Raw genomic sequence first — 22,341 nt, forward strand, 5'->3', positions numbered from 1 at the left:
TTCATCGCCCTCCGACCCGGTCAACCTGCACGGCCGACGTGCTGTACTCGGCGAAATCGAACCGCAATAGGGCCGCTAGCATCCCGAACCCCCGAAATACCTCCAACACACCGCGATGCCACCTTGCGCTTGACCCAAAACCCAAACAGACACAGGTCAGGCAGCCCCAACCTATTGCGCCAAACCCCTTGATGGCGCGCATCACGATCCCGCGGCGATGGATCAGTGCAATGCGGCCCAACGTGTTGCCCTTGCGAAACCAACGACGCGCAAGCCAGCGCATTGAAGTCCGGTTTTCGGGAACATCGTCCCAGACCAAGGCGTCCGACGACGCACGGATTGTGCCGCCCGCTTGGCGCAGCCTTGTGAAAAATTCCTCGTCTTCACCGCCGGTGATGTTGAAACGCGGATCGAATCTGATCCCAAGCTTGCGGACAACACTCGCATCGACCATCGAATTGTTGGTGGCAGCCGAATTCAGGCGCGCGCCCTGCTCATAAGGCCCCATACGGAACAGATTGAGCGTGTCGACCCAAGCAGGTGGGTCCTGCCGGTATTTTGGCTCAACCGGCCCCTGAACGGCGACAGTATCTGGAAGCATTACTGCTTCCAGCATCCGTTCCAACCAATGCTCAGACACGGATTCGTCGTCGTCCAGAAATGCGATGTAATCCGCGTCTTGCGGTGCTTCGGCCAAAGCCCGATTGCGCGCGGACACAATGCCGCGCACATGTTCGACGACATAGAGAACCGGCCATTTCGTCAAATTCTGTATGTCACCCAAGGTATCCTTGGCGGTTGCGTCCGGCGCGTTATCAACAATTACCAATGTGACGCGCACGGTCTTACCCTCAAGTTTTTGCGCGTCGAGACTTTCGATCAATGAGCGAAGCCCCTGAGGCCGCAGATACGTGGCAACGCAGATTGCGACATGCGGTTTGTAGTGTTTTTGCAGGTCAGCGTTCATAACCAGCCAGCTCCAGCGCGCTTCCGGCCAGCCTGTCAAACCGCGCTTTTTTTGCGTCCGACCAGGACGCCCAGCGCTTTACCGGATTGAAATCCGCTGATTTTGCCTCGGGTTTCCAACGATCATCATTCGACACTTTCGATCGCGATGAACCGCGGACCGGCATCTTGTCGATCTCATCCCATGGAAAACGATCTTCGACCAATCCAACATGGGAAAGCACCTTGCGCACATTTCCATGCGTATCCGCTACGACGTCCTCATATCTGACGATCATCGTGTCCGCGTTTGCATTTTCTCCGGCGTTGTCAAAGGTCATGATCGCCTCGGTGCCAAGGCGCCATTCATCAGCCAACTGGCGAAAATTCTTACTGGTCAGGGAAAACCGCGAGAATGTCTTGAGAGAGGATTCCACGACGTCGCGCCCGTCCCGCAGGCACAGAATGATTTTTGCGTCGGGAAAAATATGGCGTGCAAGAGACAGATCTTGAACGTGCGGGCATTTCAGCAAAATGTGTTTCGTGTCATCTTGCGCCTGCAACTCACGAAACCACGCCCCGGCCAGCATGGCCAGAACGTCATACTTTCCCATGACCTCTTCGTTTCTTGGAAAATATCGTAAGAAGTCGCGGGTAAATGCAGCGGCATCCCCCGCCGCGTGCAACAGGGGGAACTCGTAAAGTCTGCCGGGATCAGCCGCGACGTCGGGATGTTTTGCCACAAGGTCGCGAACAAAATTTGTACCCGATCTTGGCATAACGCCCAGTATCAGGATGGGCGTGTTTATGTCGCCCCGGGCGCGACGTGCAAGGTCTGCCAGATGCCGCCCCTGGTCCGGCGAGATAGAGGGCATGAAGTCTTCGTCGTTCAGAAACCGAGCGCCAAGTACACGCTTAGTGATTCGGACAACTTGATTGATGCGCAGGTCTCCGGCCAACTGGACCGTATTTGAAACACTCATGCGTCATCCACCCCTCTTGGTGATGGAAGAGCCACGGGCATTTCGCATCGTCGATCTGTGGTGCCCGCACCATTCATTCCGAACAACGCCCACCTTATTGAGAGCCCGGTCACTGAACGGCTTGGCCAATATCGGTACATATGTCGCGTGACACTCTTGCCGAGCATACGCGCACAACAGAATGTCCCGGAACCATTCCGCCGGAGTTTCGATCAAAACACGTCTAATAAAATCAGCAACAAACACGAAAAATACCCTTTAAGCCCGTGACGTGACACCTTTCAGTCTACACAAAGCACCATTGAAAACAGACACCAGCGTTCAGCGGCGCGCAAACAGTCGCGACACATCTTTTTTCAAAACGATGCTCAATGCATGTGGCACAGTCACCAAATACCTTGTGAATAAGTACCTTGGGCCCGTTGCGATGCGATGAACCCACTCTAACCCAAAATTCTGCATCCAAAGAGGCGCGCGCGGATAGTCCCCGACGATGTAATGAAAACACCCCCCGCAGGTCACGACCCAGGCGCAATGTTCAAGTTTTGACGCAACCCGAGCTGAAAAATATTGCTCTTTTGGCTTGCCGAGACCAACCCAAAGAATATCGGCACCGCTGGCATTGATGTCGGCGACAATATCGTCTTCTTCCGCATCGCTGAAATAGCCGTTCCGCCGGCCTGCAATTTTCAACCCAGGATACAGTTCAGTCAGCTTTTCAGCACAGTGCCGATTGATGTCTTCCACGCCACCAAGCAGATAGAAACTCAACCCGTGCTCTTGTGCGACTTTTGCCGCCGTATGGATGAAGTCGGTTGTTGCCGTACGTTCGGGGATCCCCGGCCCATTGTGGGATATCTTCGAGGCCCAAACGACGATTTGACCGTCAGCGTGGACGATATCTGCCGAGTTGATCACCTTCGCAAAACGTTCATCACTGGCATAAGAAGAGATGGCATGCGCATTGGAATCAAAGACCGTTACCGCGCGATGTAAATTTCCGCTTTTGCGACGTTCGACATCTTCCAGCATCGCGGCATTAAGCTGTTCGTCGCTTGCAAGGGCGACGGGCATTCCTCCGACAAGTATGTGCGGTAATCGCATATCAACTGTCTTATTCATCCCTATTGATCCCACAAACCTCCCAGCAAAAAGACTGGGTACAAACAACAATTACCAAGCGCAGCGATTCTTAATTTAAGGGTAAATCCAAAAACTCAGTCTTAGGCCAAATTTACTCCGAACCACGCGTTTAGGGCCGTATAAGCCCCAAAACTTAAACCAATCACCTTAATCCTAGCACATTGTTGCTGTCTATTGCAGTTTTCTCTGTTGAAAAAGCCGTCCAGGGCCTATGTTCGCAATAGTCCTTTTTTCGAGTGTTTATTTGTTATGACCGATCAATACCGCAGAGGCTTGGATGTAGAACTCTCCGGGTTAGGCGCACCGTCAACCGGCGACCCGGAACTTAGGGTACTGTCAAACGTCGCCTGGGCTATCAGACGTTCTTTTCTTTGGATTGTTCTTTTCAGCTTCGGCGGTGCAGTTCTAGCCTATCTTCTTACCTATGCTGCTGACAAGAAATACACCTCCAGTGCGAAGGTGATGATTGAAACTCGCGTTCAGACGGAAACCGAGTTCACCCCCCAGGTCTCGGGGCTTCCGCTGTCACTGACGTCTTTGGAAAGTGAACTTGAGCTTTTGCGCTCGACTGACTTGGTCGAAAATGTCGTTGATCGTTTAGACCTGACCTCCGACCCTGAGTTTTCCGGGGAAGAAACCGGCTTTTCCCTGTCGCCGGTTGCGTTGTTGCGCAGCGCCATCAAAGGTGCGCTAAGCCTTGTTGGTGTAGGAGAAGACACCGGTCCGGCAGGGGACGGCGCACAATCCGAAGACGAGCTGCTTCGCGAAACAACCATCGAAAACCTATTGAAATCCAGTAGCGTCGAACAAATCGGTGAAACGTCGGCCGTCTATCAAATAGAAGTGACGGCCAAATCTGCGCACAAGGCGGCAAATGTCGCGAACAGTCTCGCGTCCGAGTATCTGTCAGTTCTGACGAAGATGAAGCGGGACGACCTTCTTCAATCTCAGGAGTGGCTGGCGACACGTATTGGGCAAATTCGCGAAGACCTGAACAAGCTGAGTTCGGATCTCGAGTCGCATTCGATCGAGACCCCTTATTCGCCTGACGAGTATGCGACGATCAAAGCGCAGCGGATCAAAGCGGAAAAACGATCAAAGCTCGTGTTAAATGAGTTGGTCGTTATCGAAGATGACCTGGCTGCGATCCAGATCCTCAGAGACGCCGGAAAGGATCAGGAGGCTGTCACCCTTGCAAGGCAATTGGGGGTATTGCCGGAAGGTTCGTCTGAACAGGCAGATCTGCAAAATGACCTTGAAACACTTGATGCTGCAGAGGCAGCTTCAGAGCAGAAAATCGAAGTTCTGAACGGGCAATTTGCCGCTTTAAGCCTACGCATCGATACGTTGCGGGAACAACAGGTTCAACAGGTTCAACATGACTCGATCACCAAGAGGATCGAAAACGAAATTCTGGTCGCTGAAGAGATTTACCGGGATTTTGTGTCGCAGTTGGGCCGCCGGACAGAGCAGGGCAATTACTTGGATGCAGGCGCGCATATCATCGAAACAGCCCGGGTGTCCGTTGATCATTCAAACCCAAAACGTTCACAGGTTGCGATCGTTGCTTTATTCTTTGTGTTCTTCGCCGGTATGGCCTGGACCGTTCTGAGAGAGCTGGTTCAAAATCGCCTCAGAACCACGTTTGAATATGAAAGCATTACCGGCACAAAGCTGACTGCAATTGTACCCGAAATCAAAAATGAACCGCCATTCGAAACCTTCTTTACGAATGACGGAAAGTTCGATCCCCAGCTGTCTCATTTCGGCAGGAAGCTTCTGGCCAGTAGTGATATCGGCTTGCGAACCCTGCGAAACGACGCTTCTCCGACCTTTCCGCAAGCTGTTGAATTTTTTGCGAAAAATTTGGATGGGAAATCCGGACAACGCTTTGCAGACGAAGCTTGCATCATCTTTTCGGGTGCCTCTGCTCTACCGGATGAAGGAAAGACTTCCTCCCTGCTTTTGATCGGCTCGGGCTGCGCTCAGGCTGGGTATCGGACCCTAGTTATTGATTGCGACACCGTCACGTCGACATACCGGGAATTGTCCCAGCTTACGGTCGATTCCCTTAAAAAGGCGGTAAATGACCCCCGGGCCATGCAAGACTTCATTGTCGGAACACCACAAGATGGCTTGGATATTTTACCTCTGATCGGTGATCGGGAAGATGAAGCGCGGACCAAGGCGGTGGAAGATTTCTTTTGCTCCCCGGCGTTCCTGAACCTTCTGTATTCCCTCTCGGACTCATACGAAGTCATTTTGTTGGATACGCCGCCGCTTCTCAAATCCGTGGAATCGGCTTACTTGTCTCAGATCTCACAACGGGTCATTCTGTTTGCACGGTGGAACAGCACGGACAGAAACTCGGTTCTACAAGCCATGCGCGAGCTGGAAAACGCAGGCGTTCGACCTGCCGCTCTGGTCGCAACGCGCGTCGACATGAAACACGTCAAACACTATGCAGACCCGATATTGAGGTGAGGCTGCGCCCCGGCTGATCAGGGCGCACAAATTTTCCGTTTATCAAACCTGATACGCCCAGACGCATGTCCAACCGAGGCCCCGATCAACCAGCCACGAAATCCTTTTTGTCTTTCAGCGCCGTGTACCGTCGATCAAACTGATAACAATAGGCGTCGGGCAATTCGACGCTGGTAAATCCGGTACGCAAAGCCGCAACTTCCTCATCGGTCAGCTTACCACGCCATTTATCAACCTGTTTTCGGCTGTTTCTATGAATATCATATGGGTCGTCGAAGTCATGGGCAGATGCCGAAGACAACTCCTGTACGGATGACCGAACACTTGGTCTGATTTCGCGCCCGCAGAACCCATAGATGGTTTCCAAGACCCCTTCTGTATCCAGGCACAGATCCTCGTATTTTACATGTAGGAACTGGTCGCAGCCTTCAGCCTGATCGACTGCAACGCGCCAACAACGTGCGACCCGCTGCCCAAACTCTTCCCAGCGTCGCAATTGGTCGCCACTGGTATCCCACCACCCTTGCTCCCGAAAACTCAGCGCGATGTCCGCCGGATGCCGCGTCAGGAAAATCAATACAGGCTCATACTCTTGCAAAAACCACCCACATGCATGGGGGTTCACTTCTTTGATGACCATTCTGGCCGGGCCATGGGAAAAAGGCGGCCATTGAGACAGGTGAGCCAGCACACTGGGCCTGAAGGCCGCAGAACCCGCCTGAATACGCCGTTTTACATCAAGATAGACATCTGGCGGTGCCGCAATGTCAAACTCCACCAAGGATTCGCTCGGGTGCTGTGTCACGTATGTTCGTGTGAAAGGCTCCCTGAGGTACTGTGTATTTGGACCCAATCCCAACAGGCTGCCGATCCAACTTGAACCGCTGCGCGGCATTGAGACAACGAATATCGGTCTTCCGCTTCGTTTTCGGCACGACCCCATAATCGATGCAAAGCGCACTGCTGAGTAAGGGATCAATTTTCGAATACGCTTCATGTCCTGCGCCTGCCAAACTTAACTTCACATCGGCAATCCGATTGGCCTCGGAAAACCAAACTCCGGGCGAGTTCCCCTAGGTACAATTACTCGGTCAGCGCAACGTCTGTCATGATTTCCTGAACGGATACTTCCAGGCTATCACCGGGCAAAAGTTCCGTCAGTTTGTCGGCCGCCAGCGTCTGAAGTTTTCCATCAACCACCCGAAAAATCGTCACGGTATAATCGATATCTGAAATCAGCGACTCGGTACCAATCTCATTCGAAGCGCCTGCCAGGTACTTTGAAATGGTGTCCATGCGAACAGCGGCATCCCGAATGGCAAGATTTGCGGTCCGGCGCTCCTGCAGCAACCGCAGTGAGCGTTCTTGCTCATATTGCTCCTGATCGCGGCGAAGGCGGGTCAGGATAAGCCCGGTTGCTGCCAAGTCTTCTTCAACGTCAAGAAGACGCGTGGCCGAAAGAACAGTGGTACGCCGCGTGTCGGCAAGCCGTGAGCCCGGCGCCAATCCCTTATCCACAAGACTTACAACTCTTGCTTCTTCTTCTTCATCAGCAGCCAGCGCTTTGGCTAGCTCGGACTTTTGCTGCTCCAGAATTCTGATCCTTGCCGCAGCCTGCGTCTTTGCATTCTCGAAATAAGTACGCTCTCCCGCTTCGTTGTCGCGGTTGATGGTTCGGATCTTGATCTGTTCAGCCAGTATTTCTTGCAAAACCTTTGCTGAAATGGTGACGTCCTCGGGTTTGGGCGGGGCAAGGTTCATGTTGTCCGCCAATTCGGTTGACGCGCGCCAGACCTCAACAACAGCTTGCGCGTGTTGGACGGCAGCCTGACCATAAGTTGTTTGATAGCGTACCAACTGAATGGGATCGATGGTCACATCTTCTGTCAGCAGCTGGCTTCTTACGCCACCCGCCAGCGCAACCGCTTCACGCGCCGTAATGGCCGGGCGATAATCAATCAGTCCCGTACGCGCCACGTCCCCGCCCAATACGATCGGGCGATAGCCGGTGCGTGCGATTTCAATCTCGTCGCCATCCAGCTGGATAATATAGATTTCCCCCTGAAGGTCGTATTGCTTGACGATCTTTCCGGCGGCGTCCTGCCGAACCAGCTGCTCCAACTCCTCAGATGAAAGCCCTTGCGCTTTGAAGTGCCCCAGCCAATTCAGATTGATGTCCCCGTGCACGTCAATCGTCGCGTCGAAAGACAAATCATCCAAGCCTGTCAAAGAGACGCGCACTTCATCACCCGGTTCCAGGTCGAAATCTGCGGCTGACGGCCCCACGCCCAGAAACAGCGCGACTGCGAAAGCCCAAATCCCGACGGTCCGCCGGATCAGTTTGTAAACGGTCGATGTAAAGGTCACACTGCAACTCGATCTGGTTTCCATGATCCTACCATTTCACCGACCGGTGCCGTTACACACGGCCCCGATGGTCCGATAAAGAATTTTGAGGTCGACCCAGAACCCGATGCTGCGCGCATAGTCGCTGTCATAAATCGCACGATGCGAGAATTCGACCTCGTTCCTCTTAGACACTTGCCACAGCCCCGTTATTCCCGGCTTCATCAGGTTGTAATCGTGACCGGGATAAAGCGCCTTCTGTTCGGGCATCATCGGCCGCGGACCGACCAGGCTCATGTCTCCAGCAAGCACGTTCCAAAGTTGCGGCAACTCGTCCAATGAGGTCGTTCTGATAAAACGCCCAAGTTTTGTAACACGTGGGTCCTTGTCCAACTTTTGCTTTGTTTCCCATTCAGCTGCCGCAGCAGGATTCTTGCTTAAATGTTTCTCAAGGAAGCAATCCGCATCAGGAATCATCGAACGAAACTTCAGGAAATCGAACTCGCGTCCACCTAACCCGACACGTCGTTGCCGGAATATGACCGATCCACCGTCCAACTTGATCAAAACCGCAATTGCAAACATTAGAGGCAAAACAAACGGTGCACCAATCAAAACCAAGACCACGTCCAGTAGGCGCTTGCCTTTGACAGCATAAAAACTTCTCAGATTGAAATAATCGTTGTTATTCTTTGAAGAGCTTTGACTTGGTTGGTAAATATTGGTGTCTTCTAACTCAAAAGAACCTCGAATTTGGTTCATAATAACCCCCAAAACTAACACACCACACAATAATAACTGCGCCCGGGTACCAACCGCGCGCGACACTCACATCCGACAATTGCCTGCCACAATGGCAAACTAAGGCAATGTTCAACTACTATTCACTCGATAGATTAGGGACCGGACGCTTATAATTGCGTTTACCCGAGAAATTTGGCCCGACTCACCTATGAAAAATGCCAAGTGTTCTTAACCTAGAAAAATATCGCACTTATAGCCTTAAGTGACAACATATTTGTTACGAACAGCGGCGCGCATGCCCATTGCCCGTGTAATGAATTACTTCCACAGAAGCGTGATACCAGTCAAACGACCGGACCAACCATAGTCACGCATCTTATGGTGCGTGAAACCCTCAGTTGCGGGATTTTACTGGTAGCTTGTTTATGATTTTCAGGCGCAATTTGCTGTTCATTGCGACGTGCAAACAAGCGATCAGAACAGGTGCCAGGCAACCGATCAGGATACTAGAGATCAGTGCTTCGCCCAAGGCATTGCCACGCAGCAGAAATCCCACAAAACACAGTGCGGAGATCAGGGGACCCGACAGTAAATACACGACCACCATTGTTCTTAGCTCTTGCTTTCGGTTTTCTGTGACGATTCTGCGTCTGCCCATTGTAAGATCGGAATGTGTACATTTTGGGGCAGGCATTCAAGGGCTGTGCCCTTCGCAAAAAGACAACCATCTTCAAATATGTGTTTTGAATTCAAAACGAGTATTTGGGCAGGTCCCATGATCCCGTCCAAGCCTCAGACAGTTATGGATTTTTGGGCTTGAAAACGCTCGTGGCGACCGATCGGCAGAGAACCGCTAGGACCTGCATCCAGACCAGCCGTGGAAGCCAATGCGCCCTGCTGCTGCACGCTAATGCGGTTGCCTATGAAGAAAATCCGCTGAGGGCAAACCACCGGGTGGCCTTCCGGAACACCGCCACAGCAGCTGTCTGTCGTACACCGACCAGGACTGCAAACATGACCAATGCACCCAGCGTCAACACCCCGAATTGCGCAGGAACATCGGTCAGCGCATCGGCCCACATACCAAAAGGCGCAAAAGCCGCCGCACCGACCAAAGCCTTGATCACTTCGTCGATTGGAATGGCTATCGGATCAATTTTTCTTCCGAAGTAATAGTAGGCGATAAACCCAAGCACGCCGCTTGCCAAAAACGCCAGGGAAGCTCCCGACGCTCCAAACAGGTAAATGAAAACAAATGAGAGCACGACGTGCAAAACCAATGAACAAATTGTGATGCCGAGCTGTAGCCCGGTTTTCTTAGAACGAGAGAATGAAAAGCTCAAATACGCGCCTTGCAGGCCAAAAACCAAAGACGCTAGGGCCAAAACCCGCAAGTATCCCTGCGTTTCTGATGCAAATGCGGGTTCAAACATCAAATTGGCAAAAACATCTGCGGCGCAAATCAGTGCGACCACGATTGGCACAGCAATCAGCATCAAGAACGAAAAGTACCGTACGAGCACCGCGTTCGACGAGGTCGTACCGCGTACTTCCAGTTCTTCAAACACAGAAGGTCCCACAACGCGCGCCAAAGTATCCATCGGCAACCTCAACGTCCGCGAAGCAAGCGACTGGGCGGCCGCAAAATACCCCGCAAATTCCATGCCGGCAAAAACCGCCAACAGCGATTGCGTCGACATCGCAAAGAAGGTTGCGGTCGACGAGACCACCGCGACTGGAAACCCAAACAGAAAGTAAGCTTTCAGCGCCACGTATTTAGGAACTTCGATGCCTGACCTTCGAAGAGCGATCATCAAGGCATAGGCGCCAGGCAACGCGGCCCCCAGTGACATACCAACCAAGGCGCTTTGATAGCCGCCCCCGTTCAAAACAAATGCGACAGCAAGCGCTACACCCAGCACATGCCGCAACAGCGTGACCGCTGCGTATTTGGGCCCTTCGTTGTATTGACGCAGACAGGCCGTTCCCAGTTCGTGCATCGCGTGACTTACGCAATAGACAGCTGCAAAAAACAGGCTGTCGATCCAGGACCCTGGCACGATCAAGGGAACGAGGCTGGCAACTATCAACAGCGCAAACGCCAATGCGACCGACGTACCAAGCACGGAAGCGATTGTCTTGCCTTCGAACTCTTTAGAATGATGAAACCTGCCGATGGCGATGGCAAGCCAGTGAAACGTGAACGAAAATAATAGGTTTCCCAGAAGAAGCGTCAGATTATACCGCCCGAAATCCGCCGGACCCAACACACGCGTCAGGACAATCAGGATCGCGATTGCAATTAATGCCGACAGCATTCTGGGGGCAAAATACCACGTCATGGGAGGTCATTTGCCGTTGTTGGCTGCCGAAAATTCATAAACTCTCACCCAACCGCCCGACACGGGCGAAAAACCATTTGAACCAAAAAACCGCGAACCGCCCGCTTAGGCCTGGTGCTTTGCGGCGTAACAATTCTCTTACTTTAAAGACCCACAATCTGGTCTGGCGTGATGTCTTTTTAGACATAGACACCCTTCATTGTCGATTCAGAGGGTGCCGTTTGTTTGGAAACAATGCTTCACACAAGCGGATTGACGGGTATCATGCTAATGTGGCTCAGATAGGCTTGGCACTTCAATTTCGGTCAGTCTTTCGATCTTACGTAGGTTTTTTTGTTTAACAGTTAGTGCCCTGCTCGAAAGTTGAGCGCGTGGCCATGCAGACACATTCATGACGCTTGCCAATGTAAACATTCCGTCGCAGCAGTCCGCAGGACTTTTGTTTCACCACCTGGTTCTGGCGGTGGCGTTAGTGGTCATGTTGATGATCGGCACCGACTTTATCTCGATCGTCTTATGGCAGCATCCACTGGCCAAGAAGGTGGAGATCTTGCTTCTTGTTCCGCTCTTGGCGATTACGCTCTTGTACTTCAAGCATTTCATTCGTGGGATACTTGCCTCACCCGAGATTTCATTGATGGTATTGTTTGCTGTCTTATCAATCGCTTGGAGCGACTACCCAAACTACACGATTCAACGCTGCATCCCTCTGGTCGTGACGTCTGCCTTTGCTTTGGCGCTGGGCAGCATGATGTCACTTCGAGGCCTGTTGTTGTTTATCTCGATCTTTTTCGCCGCAACGATGGTCCTGTCACTGGGGGCAATTATTGCCTTGCCCCAAGCCCGCGGAATACCCCCATGGGACAATGTTTGGAATGGCATTTATGTGCATAAAAACGGCTTTGGTCTGGCCGCCGCGCTGGGCCTGGTGTCGTGCTATTATGCGTCATGGCAATTTAATGGGCGACTAAAGGCGCTCTTTGTTGCGGGATTTGTTCTTTCCCTGTTCCTTTTAGTGATGTCCCAGTCGCGCACCTCGCAGATCGTGGCAATACTTTCGATGTTCGCGATGCTCGCCAGTCAAATAATGCCGAAAAGGGAAACAATTTGGGCAATTACCTACATTTTGTCTTCTGCCTTTATGGTTGGTGTGGTGACGTTCATTCTTGCGTCCCCCATTGCCGAGCCAATATTTGGGCTGATCGGGCGTAAGCCAACTCTGTCGGACCGAATCCCAACATGGGAACTGGTCTGGCCCTATGTCACCGAACGGTTCTGGATCGGCTACGGTTATGCGGCCCATTGGTATGAGGAAGGAACCTACGCTCTCTACTATGCAATGAAGCTGGAATACCCGCCCCACTATTCGCACAACGGCCTGCTCGAGACGTTCCTGAATGTTGGATTTATCGGGGTAATCCTCTTGTTTTGTGCGTTTTTTCGCCTGTTTTTCTCGGTGTTTTATTGTATGCGCTTCATCCCGCAGAGGGACGCGTTCGTTTTTGTTTTCGTCTTGGGGATGCTCTATTTTTTCTCGAACATCACGGAAAGTTCTATTCTGAGCAGGCTGAGCGACAGCTGGATGTTCTTTGTGGCCTACGGAACCAAAATCAGTCTCGTCGCCAAGGCCTTGCGTCGCAGCGCCAGAATGAGAGGCGGATCAGTTGGTTGAAGTGCAAGGAATAAAGTTTCCCCAAAGCCCCCAATTTCCACTTTGATAGCCGCATTGTTTCAAAAAACAGCGATATTCAGCTGATACAGAACGGGCAGACCAATTGACAGTTGCTGCCCGGGTGGTGTGCACTTTGAGCATTCGTACTTTGAGTCTTTTTCCGATCGTCCATTCCTCTGAGGAGGCGCAATTGAAGACAGTAATATTTGCCGGCGGCAAGGGGTCTCGCCTCATCGAGGAAACCCGTGTACGCCCCAAACCTTTGGTCGAAATCGCCAACCGACCGATCCTGTGGCATATCATGCAGCATTATTCGACCTACGGTCACCACGAATTCGTGCTGGCGCTTGGGTATATGGGCGACCTGATCAAACGGTATATTTCCAATCTGTGCCAATACGAAGGCAACCTGCGCATCGATTTCGACAAACGGGAACTGTTCGGTGAACCGGACTATTTCAACGGCTCCGGCGACGTCGAAACACCGCCCTGGACCGTGGATCTGATCGACACTGGCATGGACACCATGACAGGTGGGCGCCTTGCCAGACTTCAGCCCTATCTGGGCGACGAGACCTTCATGCTGACGTACGGCGACGGGGTGTCGAATGTCGATCTGGACGCCTTGCTGGCGTTTCATCGATCCCATGGGAAACTGGCGACCATCACCATGGTCCGGCCACTGACCACCTTCGGCCACCTACAGGTGCGCGAGGACGGGCTCGTCGAAGGGTTCATGGAAAAGCCGGAAACTGCGGCTGACTGGATCAATGGCGGGTTCTTCGTACTGGAACCCGAAGTGTTCGATGCCGTCGCCAGCGTCAATGGCGACGAGATCATGTGGGAAGAAGGACCGCTGCCCAAGCTGATGGAGATGGGTGAGCTGATGGCATACCGCCATCCCGGATTCTGGTATTGTATGGATCACCTGGCGGACAAACGCCGGCTTGAGGAGATGTGGAAAAATGGCAACCGACCGTGGGCAACATGGGAACATTCAGAAGGTCCTGTTAACGGGTCATCTCGGCTACGTGGGGACGGTCACCGCCCCGGTCTTGGCCGAGGCGGGAATCCAGGTGACTGGGTGCGATATAAATCTCTTTGATCGGGCTGATTTCGCGCCCGGCGGTGACGTTCCGCAGATTCCCAACCTGGGCAAAGACATCCGCGATCTGACTGTCGAGGATCTGAATGGCTTCGACGCTGTGGTGCATCTGGCGGCTCTATCAAACGACCCTCTGGGTCAATTGCGCCCCGGTCTGACACAGCAGATCAACCACGAAGGCACGATCCATGTGGCCACAAAGGCAAAGGCGGCGGGCGTGACACGCTTTGTCTTCGCCTCGTCCTGTTCGAACTATGGCCGCGCAGGAGAGGATTTTGTCGACGAGAGTGGCCAGCTTAACCCTCAGACTGACTACGGCGTGTCCAAGGTGTTGGCCGAACGAGATCTGAAACCATTGGCGGATGAGACGTTCACCCCGACCTTCCTGCGCTTTGCCACCGCCTATGGGGCAAGCCCGCGCATGCGATTTGATATCGTGCTGAACAACCTGATCGCGCATGCCTACACGTCAGGCCGCATTCTGATGATGTCCGATGGCACCCCGTGGCGGCCCATCATTCATGTCGAGGATATGGCCCGCGCTTTCCTTGCCACGCTTGAGGCTGATCCAAAGGTGATCTCGGGCGAAGCGTTCAACGTTTGCCGGACCGAAAACAACTATCAGATCAGGGATCTGGCCGAGATCGTGGCAGATACGGTACCCGGCGCGCAGATCGACTATGCCGCCGATGCCGGACCGGACAACCGGTCGTATCGCGTTAGCTCGGCCAAGATCGAAACATGCATTCCGGGATTTGAACCCAAATGGGATGCGGCTCGTGGCGCGCAGCAGCTGTACGACGCAGTCAAAGCCTGCGATCTGAAAGTCGAAGATTTCGAGGGCCGGAAATACAAGCGACTGGCCCAGCTGGAGGCCCTGTTGCAGGAAGACCAACTGGATCAGGACTTTCGCAGAACCGAGCCGATCGCATCGTGATCGGAACGCGCTAAATTACACGGCCTGGAGCGTTTCCATAACGGTCCGGGCACCCCGTTCGCCGGATTTGAACGCCTCATCCGTCCACTGGTATCCCCATTCGCCAAACCGGCCGACATAGGTGATCCCAGCTTCATCCAACCATTTGTGCACAATCGGCAACGCCTCTTCCCGGTCGAGGTCGAAAATAATGTTGGCGTGGGTGATCAGACGCGCATCGGTGTGCAGGATCTTTTCGTCCTTTTCGATCAGGCCGATCTTAACCAAATCATCGATGACCGGTTGGATCAGATCCTCGGGCTTCACATCCAGCGGTCTGTATTTATGCGAATAGTAGCATTCCGCCTGAATAGAGCCGCATCCCGGCGGGCAGGTCTTGGTCGACATTTTGTGCGGAAAGCTGAGACGCGTGAACACGATGTCTTCGTCATAGATGTAGGTCCATGTCGCTGGCGTGAAGTCATCCCGCGCAAGCCCCAGGTTAACGGTGACACATGTGGTGCAGGCCAACTTTGCGGCGGCGTCCAGAACATGTTGTGGCGCGCCTTTGACCATCGGGATCAGGTCAGGCAGCGGAATGGACGAAATCAGCTGACCGTACTGCTCGGTCACGCCGTTTTCGAATTGCACTGTCTTTGCAACGGGGTCGATAGCGACCACCTTGTGATCCAGATGCAACTCTGACTTCTCCATGAAGGGCTTCAGATACGAAATAAAGCCGCCCTCGGTCGGGTATCGGAAATCGGTGATATAGTGCACGTCAGGCGTTTCCGCGAAAATCGCACCGCGGATCACCTCGTCCATGGACGGGCGATACAGCCGCGGGCCCATCCAGACCGTACTCATCTGATCTGCGTCAACGGTGTGATACTTTTTGCCGTACACGGCTGGGAAATGTGTGGCGAAGGTCTCTCCGAAGACCGAGATCAGCCATTCCAGATAATTGGCTGGTTTCTCGACGACTTCCTTTTTCGACGCTTCGATAAAGTCCAGAATGCACTGCGTTTTCAACTCGTCTGGCAGGTTATGCAAATTGGCCTGCGCGGGGTGTTTGACCCACGCCCCGTGGTAATAGTTGTTCACATAGGCCTGCAGCTTTTCGTATTCGCCGCCGACGTTTTCAGCAAACAGATCCTGAATGCGCGGGTCTTTTGAGAACGAGATATGCGGGCCATCGTCAAAGATGAAACCGCTGTCGTGGATGAATGTGGCGGTGTGACCGCCGGCGAAAGCGTTCTTGTCGTACATTCGCGACGGGATGCCCTGACCATGTAATTGGTGGGCTGCACCCAGACCAGCCATGCCGGACCCAAGAATAACTATGTTTTCGTTGCTCATATCAATTTTCTTTCGCAATTTCGCGGCGCCACCAAGCGATGGTATCCGCTACTCCGGTTTCCAATGTGAATTTCGGGGACCAGCCTAACATTTCGCGCAGGCGCGTCGTGTCAGCCTCAACCAAAGGCGGATCCCCTGCCCGCGCCTCGCGGGCGCCCAGGCGAACCAATTCTTCTGCGCCGATCTGACGGGCAATTTCGGCAATCAAGTCAGCAAGCGGAATAGCTGTGCCGCTGCCAATGTTGAACGGTCCTTCGAGATCGCTGTTCAGCAAACCAACCATCGCGCTGGCCACGTCGTCAACATGCAGAAAGTCCCTTTTCTGCCGCCCATGGGAGCACAAGGCCTCGCGCCCCTCCAGCAAGGACAAGATAACATCTGCAGCGAGGCGCTTGGGGTTCTCGCCCGGTCCGTACAGAAAGAAAGGTCGCGCCCAGACGCCAGACAGGCCCAACGCATTACACATCCGACCAAATGCAACAGACAGCCCTGCCTTTGCGGCCCCATACTCGGTCGCCGGATCAAGGGGCGTGGAGTCTTCGCACAGCTTTACGGGCTGGCTCCAGTCATACTCCATGCACGACCCGCAGAAGGTCACGCGTTGACCACCAGCTTCGGCAAAGGCGAACAAAAGGTCGATCGAATGCTGCATCCAACGGAAGTTGTCCAAAGCCTGCTGGTTGCCCGGCCCCATGTACCAGGCCAGCGCCAACAGATGGCTGGGTTGATGGTTCTGCAAGACCGCAGCAACTGCAGCTGCATCCGTCATATCGACCCGGACCCAACACACATCGCCGTCGACCTCGGGATGCGGATCACTGCGGTAGGTGGCGATCACCGAATGACCGGCGCTTGCAAGCTGTTGAACACAGGCGCGACCGATGAAGCCAGCGGCCCCTGTCACCAGCACTTTGGGTGTATCCATCTTCGAACTCGTCATGCTGCTGTCTACCGTTCTGAGAATCTGTTCAGGAATCAGGCGTTAATCAAAGGCCAACTGGCGTCTTTTTCGGAAACAATTGTAACAGGTATTGGCCATTGTATATCCAGAGCTGGGTCATCGTATCGAATCCCCTGTTCGACGCCCGGCGTATAAAATTCGCTGGCCGAATAGAAAGCCTGTGCTCCGTCGGTCAGCGCAAGATAGCCATGTGCGAACATCTCGGGCACATACAGCGCGCGTCTGTTCTGGACCGAAAGCTCAATCCCAAAATGCTGCTGAAAGGTCGGGCTGTCCGGTCGCAGGTCCACAATCACATCATAAATCGCGCCGGTAATACACCGCATGAACTTGGCCTCAGTCGCCGGGGCCTGTTGATAGTGAAGCCCGCGGATCGTCCCTTTTTTCTCATTAAATGATAGGTTTACCTGAGCGACGGCTGGTTTCAGACCGTGTTGTTCGAACTCATTCGCGCAAAAAGCACGGGCAAAAAATCCACGGTCGTCCGAAATTTCCTTCAGGTCGACAACAAATGCACCCTTTAAAGGGGTTTCAATAAAAATCATTAAACTCCCGCCTTTTTCAACAGCACGCAAACAATACGCCAGTCGGCTGCCTTGAAATCTGGCAAAGATGTCCGGGCGAATTCACCGCTTCGCAAGGATCCTAAAGATAGCGCCTGACATGAAAACTTAACCAGACACGCGATGTGTTTTCCATAGTTTTTAACCCGCACCAAAGCTAGCGTTGGCCGCGTACGGAAAACTTACTGATCCAGCGGGCCAAACCGCATCCCTGACGGGCTTCTGGCAAGAATTTCTTTGAAACGGTGCCTCTCGGGGTGTGTAATATGTCTGTATTTAATTTCTTTTGAAGGATTAAGCTTTGACCCGTCCAGCCGCGCCCATATCAGCGACCCGAGAGCTTTTGATCTTTTCCCAGCGCAACCTGAACGACAATGTGTCCCGCTGTTCCGGGTTCGAGTTCGAAGACGTGATCGCCGACATCGAAACCGCCGAGATCATCGCGCCGCGTCGCACCAGGGAACCGCGATTGCCATACAATCCAAAACGCTGGCTTTCCAAACGGACGGATCTGTTCAGATATTGGCCGTCCGGGGTCCCAAAAACGCACCTTGATCGGGACTATGACATCTTCTTTTGCGACGTTCAAAAGCCCCAGGAACTTTTGGTGCTTGACGCATTACCCAATTGGCGCGAGCGCTGCGGTGTTGCCATCTGTGTTCTTGAAGAGGTTTGGACCCAGGAACTGGAACGCCATATGCCGCTGGTCCGGACACTTGCCGATTTTGACCTCATCGGCTGCGCCTTTGCCGAAACCTGCGATGCGTTACGCCGGATTACCGGAAAGCCAGTCATTCACCTTCCGGGTGCCGCGGACATGGTTCGGTTCACGCCAGATTCCCTAGCCGCGGATCGTCCAATCGATGTCTATTGCATGGGCCGGCGGCGTCCCGAGATTCATGAAAGGCTGTTGAAAGTCATCAAGGACCGCGCGGGGTTCTATTTGTACGATTCCGCAACCAAACCACCGATTGCTGCGGATCACGTCGTTCACCGCGATCTGCTGGCCAATCTGGTCCAGCACACAAAGCTTTTCATGGTCGATATCGCCAAGATCGGTCACGCGGACCAAAAGCGCGGTAATGTTGCCTGGGGCCCCCGGCATGTCGAAGGCATTGCAGGCGGGGCCGTTCAGATCGGGTATGCACCGGATACCGAGGACTATCATCAGTATTTTGACTGGCCTGAATCAGTTGTCAGACTGCCGGAAGACCCGGACGAAGCGGTTGATCAGATCGTAAAGCTGCTGGACGACCCGGCCAAACTGGATCGGATGCGCCACATCAACCTCGCCGCCGCCCTGCACAAGCATGACTGGGTGCATCGGTGGGCCCAGCTTTTGGAGCATCTGCAGATACCCGAAACCGAAGGTATGACTCAGCGCCGCCAGCACCTGTTAGACATGGCTGATCGGCTAACCTTGCACAGCCGACCTCAGTTGGCATCGGCAAATCAGTCAGCAAAGCGCTGACGCGGATTGGCTCATACTTTGATTATAAAAAAGTGGTGAGCCGTGCAGGATTCGAACCTGCGACCCACTGATTAAAAGTCAGTTGCTCTACCAACTGAGCTAACGGCCCACTCTTTTGTTGGATCTTGTCGATCCGTGGCGCTCTTTAGGTCATTTTCCCAACCGGGTTCAAGACCTTATTTGCACCTCGTATCGCCAAAGTAATCAGTGTTTCCGGCGACCCGATAGGCGGCCTAATTAGGCAGGTGGCGCTGGGGGGTCAACCCCCTTTTTAAAGGAATCTGCGTCGCAGGGTGGATTCCTTTCAGGCGCAGGGTTATATGCGCGCCATGCAAGGATTACAGAACACTGGTTTGCCCTTCATGAAGATGCACGGGCTGGGCAATGACTTTGTCGTTGTGGACGCGCGCGCGTCTGCGACGCGGATTAGCCCGGCACTTGCGCGGGGAATCGGGCATCGTCAATTCGGCGTAGGTTTCGATCAGCTTGCCGTAATCGAAAACGGCAGGTCGGATGCGCATCTGGTGTTCTACAATTCAGATGGATCTACCTCGGCAGCATGTGGAAATGCCACCCGTTGCATCGCCCGCTTCCTGATGCAGGAATCGGATAGATCCGACCTGACACTGACGACCGAACGCGGCACTCTTTACGCCAAGGACGCCGGAGACGACCTGACCTCGGTCAATATGGGGCACCCCCAACTGAACTGGAACGAGGTTCCGTTGTCTGAGGAGGTCGACACGCTGGAACTGCCCATCGAGGGAGCGCCGACGGCCACCGGGATGGGCAATCCGCATTGCACCTTTTTTGTTGATGATGCCGAGGCTATCCCTCTGACCGAGTTCGGTTCGCGTTACGAGCACCATCCACTCTATCCTGAGCGTACGAATGTCCAAGTGGCACAAATCATTGGACCGGACCACATCCGCATGCGCGTGTGGGAGCGTGGCGTGGGCATCACCCTGGCTTCGGGATCATCCTCATGCGCCACAGCCGTTGCTGCTGCGCGTCGCGGCCTGACCGGGCGCAAAGTGCAAATTGAACTGGATGGCGGGACGATCTGGATCGACTGGCGCGACGATGGCGTCTGGATGACCGGACCAACCCGCCACGTCTTCTCGGGCACGTTGACACCTGAATTTCTGGAATCACTGGAATGAGCGCGCCGAAGTTCACCACCCTGGGCTGCCGCCTGAACGCCTATGAGACCGAGGCGATGAAAGAGCTGTCGGCGCAGGCCGGGCTCACCGACGCGGTGATCGTGAACACCTGCGCTGTCACGGCGGAAGCGGTGCGCAAAGCCCGGCAAGAGATTCGCAAGCTGCGGCGGGAAAACCCTGACGCGCGGCTGATTGTGACTGGCTGCGCGGCCCAGACCGAGCCTGACACCTTTGCCCGAATGGATGAGGTCGACGCGGTCATTGGCAATACCGAGAAAATGCAGCCCGAGACCTGGAAAGGCATGGCGGCGGACTTTATCGGCCAGACCGAGGCCGTGCAGGTCGACGACATCATGTCCGTTACCGAAACCGCAGGCCACCTGATCGACGGTTTTGGCACCCGCTCACGCGCGTATGTTCAGGTCCAGAACGGCTGTGACCATCGCTGCACTTTCTGCATTATCCCCTATGGCCGTGGGAACTCGCGCAGCGTCCCTGCCGGCGTTGTTGTGGATCAAATCAAGCGGTTGGTGGATCGGGGCTATAACGAAGTCGTACTGACCGGCGTTGACCTGACCTCATGGGGCGCCGACCTGCCTGCGCAGCCCAAGCTGGGCGATCTGGTCATGCGGATCCTAAAGCTGGTGCCCGATCTGCCGCGCCTGCGGATCAGTTCCATCGACTCGATCGAAGTGGATGAGAACCTGATGCAGGCCATCGCGACCGAACCGCGCCTGATGCCGCATCTGCACCTGTCCCTGCAACATGGCGACGACCTGATCCTGAAACGGATGAAACGCCGCCATCTGCGCGATGACGCCATCCGGTTCACCGAAGAAGCCCGCAAGCTGCGCCCCGAGATGACCTTTGGCGCCGATATCATCGCTGGCTTCCCGACTGAAACGGATGATCATTTCGAAAACTCGCTTAAGCTGGTGACAGATTGCGATCTGACTTGGTTGCACGTGTTCCCTTATTCCAAACGTGACGGCACGCCAGCCGCCCGCATTCCGCAGCAGATCAATGGTAATGTGATCAAAGATCGCGCCGCCCGACTGCGCGCGGCAGGCGAGGTGCAGGTCACACAGCATCTGCAGGCCCAAATCGGCAAAACCCATCACATCCTGATGGAAAACCCGCATATGGGCCGCACCGAACAATTCACCGAGGTCGCTTTTGAGGCACCACAGCCCGAAGGGCAAATCGTGAAGGCAACAATCACAAGCGTCACCGGCACGCAGCTACAAGCCTGATCCGGCCTTCATCTGGCTCCCTACCCGATTGCTACAAAAAAACCCCCGCAGCCGGTGGCGCGGGGGTTCAAACATTTCGGGACTGTGAAACTCAGTCTCGTTTCTTGCCTTTGACACCCGCCCACAGGCGCTTGTTCACAAGGTACAGAAGCACCGACAACAGCGACAGGAACAGCACGCCGACAAAGCCCGAGTATTTGCGCTCCATCATCTTCGGCTCGGCCGTCCACATCAGGAAGGCAGCGATGTCTTCGGACAAGGCTTCGACAGTGGCCGGGTGGCCATCGGCGAATTCAACCTGATCTTCGGACAGCGGGGGCGCCATCGAGATCCAGCCTCCGGGGAAGGCTTTGTTCTCATACAGGATGGTGCCTGCTTCTTCTTTTTCTTCACCAGTATAGCCGTCCAGCAGCGAGGCGATGTATTCTGCACCACCCATGCCTTTGAAGAACTGGTTGATCCCCAGACCATAAGGCCCGTGGAACCCCGCGCGGGCCTTGGCCATCAGGCTCAGGTCCGGTGCGCCAACACCGTCATTAACCGGGAAGTGGTCGGTCGGGATTGCCGGACGGAAATCGTCCAGCTCCGGATCGAACACTTCGAAGTTTTCTGCCGAATAGGCAATGACTTCTTCTTCCGAATACCCCAGCGCTTCGAGATCACGCAGAGGCACATAGCGCAGGCCGTGGCAGGCTGCGCAGACCTCGGTATAGATCTGAAGGCCACGCTGCAGCTGGTTTTGATCCCAAGTGCCAAAGGGGCCCTCAAACGAGAAGTGGAAGTCTTCGATGTGCTGCTCGCCCCCACCTGCTGCGAAGGACGCAGCAGGGGTAAGGGCCAAAGCAAACGCGGCACCGATTGCAAGTTTCTTGAACATGTTTCCGGTCCCTC

General features: G+C 54.2%; 19 protein-coding genes and 1 tRNA gene. 7 read left to right on the forward strand and 13 right to left on the reverse strand.

From position 1 onward, the window contains the following. Position 1: 1 nt before the first annotated feature. From AC2FIS_RS09930 to AC2FIS_RS09940, 3 genes are all read right to left on the reverse strand, one after another. Entirely contained in the window at positions 2 to 967 is a 966-nt protein-coding gene (locus tag AC2FIS_RS09930; RefSeq protein ID WP_496773149.1) for a glycosyltransferase family 2 protein, read from the reverse strand. After that, positions 957 to 1,928: a sulfotransferase family protein gene (locus AC2FIS_RS09935; RefSeq protein WP_496773151.1), complete on the reverse strand. Its 972-nt coding sequence runs from the start codon at positions 1,926 to 1,928 to the stop codon at positions 957 to 959. The genes AC2FIS_RS09930 and AC2FIS_RS09935 overlap by 11 nt, the downstream gene beginning before the upstream one ends. Before the next feature lie 321 nt (positions 1,929 to 2,249). After that, complete coding sequence (locus tag AC2FIS_RS09940; RefSeq protein WP_496773152.1) at positions 2,250 to 3,002, reverse strand: WecB/TagA/CpsF family glycosyltransferase; 753 nt, start codon at positions 3,000 to 3,002, stop codon at positions 2,250 to 2,252. A 318-nt stretch (positions 3,003 to 3,320) separates the two neighbouring features. On the opposite strand from AC2FIS_RS09940, the gene AC2FIS_RS09945 reads away from it, so the two are divergent. Next, positions 3,321 to 5,555 (forward strand): exopolysaccharide transport family protein, encoded by a 2,235-nt coding sequence (locus AC2FIS_RS09945; RefSeq protein ID WP_496773153.1) that lies wholly within the window; start codon positions 3,321 to 3,323, stop codon positions 5,553 to 5,555. An 85-nt stretch (positions 5,556 to 5,640) separates the two neighbouring features. Here AC2FIS_RS09945 and AC2FIS_RS09950 read toward each other — a convergent pair whose 3' ends face one another. The 5 genes from AC2FIS_RS09950 to AC2FIS_RS09970 all read right to left on the reverse strand — a co-directional run bounded on the left by AC2FIS_RS09950 (position 5,641) and on the right by AC2FIS_RS09970 (position 10,987). Next, on the reverse strand, positions 5,641 to 6,552 hold the full coding sequence (locus AC2FIS_RS09950) for a sulfotransferase family protein (RefSeq protein WP_496773155.1): 912 nt from the start codon (positions 6,550 to 6,552) through the stop codon (positions 5,641 to 5,643). A gap of 86 nt (positions 6,553 to 6,638) precedes the next feature. After that, positions 6,639 to 7,922: a polysaccharide biosynthesis/export family protein gene (locus AC2FIS_RS09955; protein ID WP_496773157.1), complete on the reverse strand. Its 1,284-nt coding sequence runs from the start codon at positions 7,920 to 7,922 to the stop codon at positions 6,639 to 6,641. A 36-nt stretch (positions 7,923 to 7,958) separates the two neighbouring features. Continuing rightward, positions 7,959 to 8,663 (reverse strand): sugar transferase, encoded by a 705-nt coding sequence (locus AC2FIS_RS09960; protein WP_496773159.1) that lies wholly within the window; start codon positions 8,661 to 8,663, stop codon positions 7,959 to 7,961. A gap of 376 nt (positions 8,664 to 9,039) precedes the next feature. Next, entirely contained in the window at positions 9,040 to 9,303 is a 264-nt protein-coding gene (locus AC2FIS_RS09965; RefSeq protein WP_496773161.1) for a hypothetical protein, read from the reverse strand. Positions 9,304 to 9,565: 262 nt separating this feature from the next. Further along, positions 9,566 to 10,987 (reverse strand): oligosaccharide flippase family protein, encoded by a 1,422-nt coding sequence (locus tag AC2FIS_RS09970; RefSeq protein ID WP_496773162.1) that lies wholly within the window; start codon positions 10,985 to 10,987, stop codon positions 9,566 to 9,568. Between the two features lie 391 nt (positions 10,988 to 11,378). Between AC2FIS_RS09970 and AC2FIS_RS09975 the strand changes: the two genes are divergently transcribed. From AC2FIS_RS09975 to AC2FIS_RS09985, 3 genes are all read left to right on the forward strand, one after another. Then, on the forward strand, positions 11,379 to 12,659 hold the full coding sequence (locus AC2FIS_RS09975; protein ID WP_496773163.1) for an O-antigen ligase family protein: 1,281 nt from the start codon (positions 11,379 to 11,381) through the stop codon (positions 12,657 to 12,659). Between the two features lie 190 nt (positions 12,660 to 12,849). Further along, on the forward strand, positions 12,850 to 13,764 hold the full coding sequence (gene rfbF / locus AC2FIS_RS09980; protein WP_496773164.1) for a glucose-1-phosphate cytidylyltransferase: 915 nt from the start codon (positions 12,850 to 12,852) through the stop codon (positions 13,762 to 13,764). Continuing rightward, positions 13,691 to 14,701, forward strand: a complete 1,011-nt coding sequence (locus AC2FIS_RS09985) for an NAD-dependent epimerase/dehydratase family protein (protein WP_496773166.1) — start codon at positions 13,691 to 13,693, stop codon at positions 14,699 to 14,701. Before rfbF ends, AC2FIS_RS09985 begins: the two co-directional genes overlap by 74 nt. Before the next feature lie 15 nt (positions 14,702 to 14,716). Here the strand turns inward: AC2FIS_RS09985 and AC2FIS_RS09990 are convergent, their stop codons facing one another. Genes AC2FIS_RS09990 through rfbC form a run of 3 tightly spaced genes read right to left on the reverse strand, consistent with a single transcriptional unit; the run spans position 14,717 to position 17,545 of the window. Then, entirely contained in the window at positions 14,717 to 16,039 is a 1,323-nt protein-coding gene (locus AC2FIS_RS09990; protein ID WP_496773167.1) for a protoporphyrinogen/coproporphyrinogen oxidase, read from the reverse strand. 1 nt (position 16,040) lies between these two features. Then, complete coding sequence (locus AC2FIS_RS09995) at positions 16,041 to 16,979, reverse strand: NAD-dependent epimerase/dehydratase family protein (RefSeq protein ID WP_496773169.1); 939 nt, start codon at positions 16,977 to 16,979, stop codon at positions 16,041 to 16,043. A 35-nt stretch (positions 16,980 to 17,014) separates the two neighbouring features. Then, positions 17,015 to 17,545 (reverse strand): dTDP-4-dehydrorhamnose 3,5-epimerase, encoded by a 531-nt coding sequence (gene rfbC / locus AC2FIS_RS10000; protein WP_496773170.1) that lies wholly within the window; start codon positions 17,543 to 17,545, stop codon positions 17,015 to 17,017. Between the two features lie 319 nt (positions 17,546 to 17,864). Here rfbC and AC2FIS_RS10005 point away from each other — a divergent pair, with 319 nt between their 5' ends. After that, positions 17,865 to 19,034, forward strand: coding sequence for a glycosyltransferase family protein (locus AC2FIS_RS10005; RefSeq protein ID WP_496773171.1), 1,170 nt, complete (start codon positions 17,865 to 17,867; stop codon positions 19,032 to 19,034). Between the two features lie 33 nt (positions 19,035 to 19,067). Here AC2FIS_RS10005 and AC2FIS_RS10010 read toward each other — a convergent pair. After that, positions 19,068 to 19,143, reverse strand: a tRNA-Lys gene (locus AC2FIS_RS10010). Positions 19,144 to 19,354: 211 nt separating this feature from the next. Here AC2FIS_RS10010 and dapF point away from each other — a divergent pair. Then, on the forward strand, positions 19,355 to 20,197 hold the full coding sequence (gene dapF / locus AC2FIS_RS10015) for a diaminopimelate epimerase (protein WP_496773172.1): 843 nt from the start codon (positions 19,355 to 19,357) through the stop codon (positions 20,195 to 20,197). Then, complete coding sequence (mtaB, locus tag AC2FIS_RS10020; protein ID WP_496773173.1) at positions 20,194 to 21,450, forward strand: tRNA (N(6)-L-threonylcarbamoyladenosine(37)-C(2))-methylthiotransferase MtaB; 1,257 nt, start codon at positions 20,194 to 20,196, stop codon at positions 21,448 to 21,450. The genes dapF and mtaB overlap by 4 nt, the downstream gene beginning before the upstream one ends. Positions 21,451 to 21,541: 91 nt before the next feature. Here mtaB and AC2FIS_RS10025 read toward each other — a convergent pair whose 3' ends face one another. After that, positions 21,542 to 22,327 carry a cytochrome c1 gene (locus AC2FIS_RS10025; RefSeq protein WP_058272709.1) on the reverse strand — a complete coding sequence of 262 codons (786 nt, stop codon included), beginning with the start codon at positions 22,325 to 22,327 and terminating at the stop codon, positions 21,542 to 21,544. Positions 22,328 to 22,341: the final 14 nt, after the last annotated feature.

Source organism: Ruegeria sp. CDSB113 (assembly GCF_059611045.1).

Excerpts from the sequence above, each read along its gene's own strand:
- AC2FIS_RS09950 (WP_496773155.1), bottom strand. The coding sequence starts at position 6,552 with ATGAAGCGTATTCGAAAATTGATCCCTTACTCAGCAGTGCGCTTTGCA.
- AC2FIS_RS09975 (WP_496773163.1), top strand. The coding sequence starts at position 11,379 with ATGACGCTTGCCAATGTAAACATTCCGTCGCAGCAGTCCGCAGGACTT.
- AC2FIS_RS09960 (WP_496773159.1), bottom strand. The coding sequence starts at position 8,663 with ATGAACCAAATTCGAGGTTCTTTTGAGTTAGAAGACACCAATATTTAC.
- AC2FIS_RS09930 (WP_496773149.1), bottom strand. The coding sequence starts at position 967 with ATGAACGCTGACCTGCAAAAACACTACAAACCGCATGTCGCAATCTGC.
- AC2FIS_RS09935 (WP_496773151.1), bottom strand. The coding sequence starts at position 1,928 with ATGAGTGTTTCAAATACGGTCCAGTTGGCCGGAGACCTGCGCATCAAT.
- AC2FIS_RS09990 (WP_496773167.1), bottom strand. The coding sequence starts at position 16,039 with ATGAGCAACGAAAACATAGTTATTCTTGGGTCCGGCATGGCTGGTCTG.
- AC2FIS_RS09995 (WP_496773169.1), bottom strand. The coding sequence starts at position 16,979 with ATGACGAGTTCGAAGATGGATACACCCAAAGTGCTGGTGACAGGGGCC.
- AC2FIS_RS09940 (WP_496773152.1), bottom strand. The coding sequence starts at position 3,002 with ATGCCCGTCGCCCTTGCAAGCGACGAACAGCTTAATGCCGCGATGCTG.
- rfbC (WP_496773170.1), bottom strand. The coding sequence starts at position 17,545 with ATGATTTTTATTGAAACCCCTTTAAAGGGTGCATTTGTTGTCGACCTG.
- AC2FIS_RS09970 (WP_496773162.1), bottom strand. The coding sequence starts at position 10,987 with ATGACGTGGTATTTTGCCCCCAGAATGCTGTCGGCATTAATTGCAATC.
- AC2FIS_RS10025 (WP_058272709.1), bottom strand. The coding sequence starts at position 22,327 with ATGTTCAAGAAACTTGCAATCGGTGCCGCGTTTGCTTTGGCCCTTACC.
- AC2FIS_RS09965 (WP_496773161.1), bottom strand. The coding sequence starts at position 9,303 with ATGGGCAGACGCAGAATCGTCACAGAAAACCGAAAGCAAGAGCTAAGA.
- dapF (WP_496773172.1), top strand. The coding sequence starts at position 19,355 with ATGCGCGCCATGCAAGGATTACAGAACACTGGTTTGCCCTTCATGAAG.
- AC2FIS_RS09945 (WP_496773153.1), top strand. The coding sequence starts at position 3,321 with ATGACCGATCAATACCGCAGAGGCTTGGATGTAGAACTCTCCGGGTTA.
- mtaB (WP_496773173.1), top strand. The coding sequence starts at position 20,194 with ATGAGCGCGCCGAAGTTCACCACCCTGGGCTGCCGCCTGAACGCCTAT.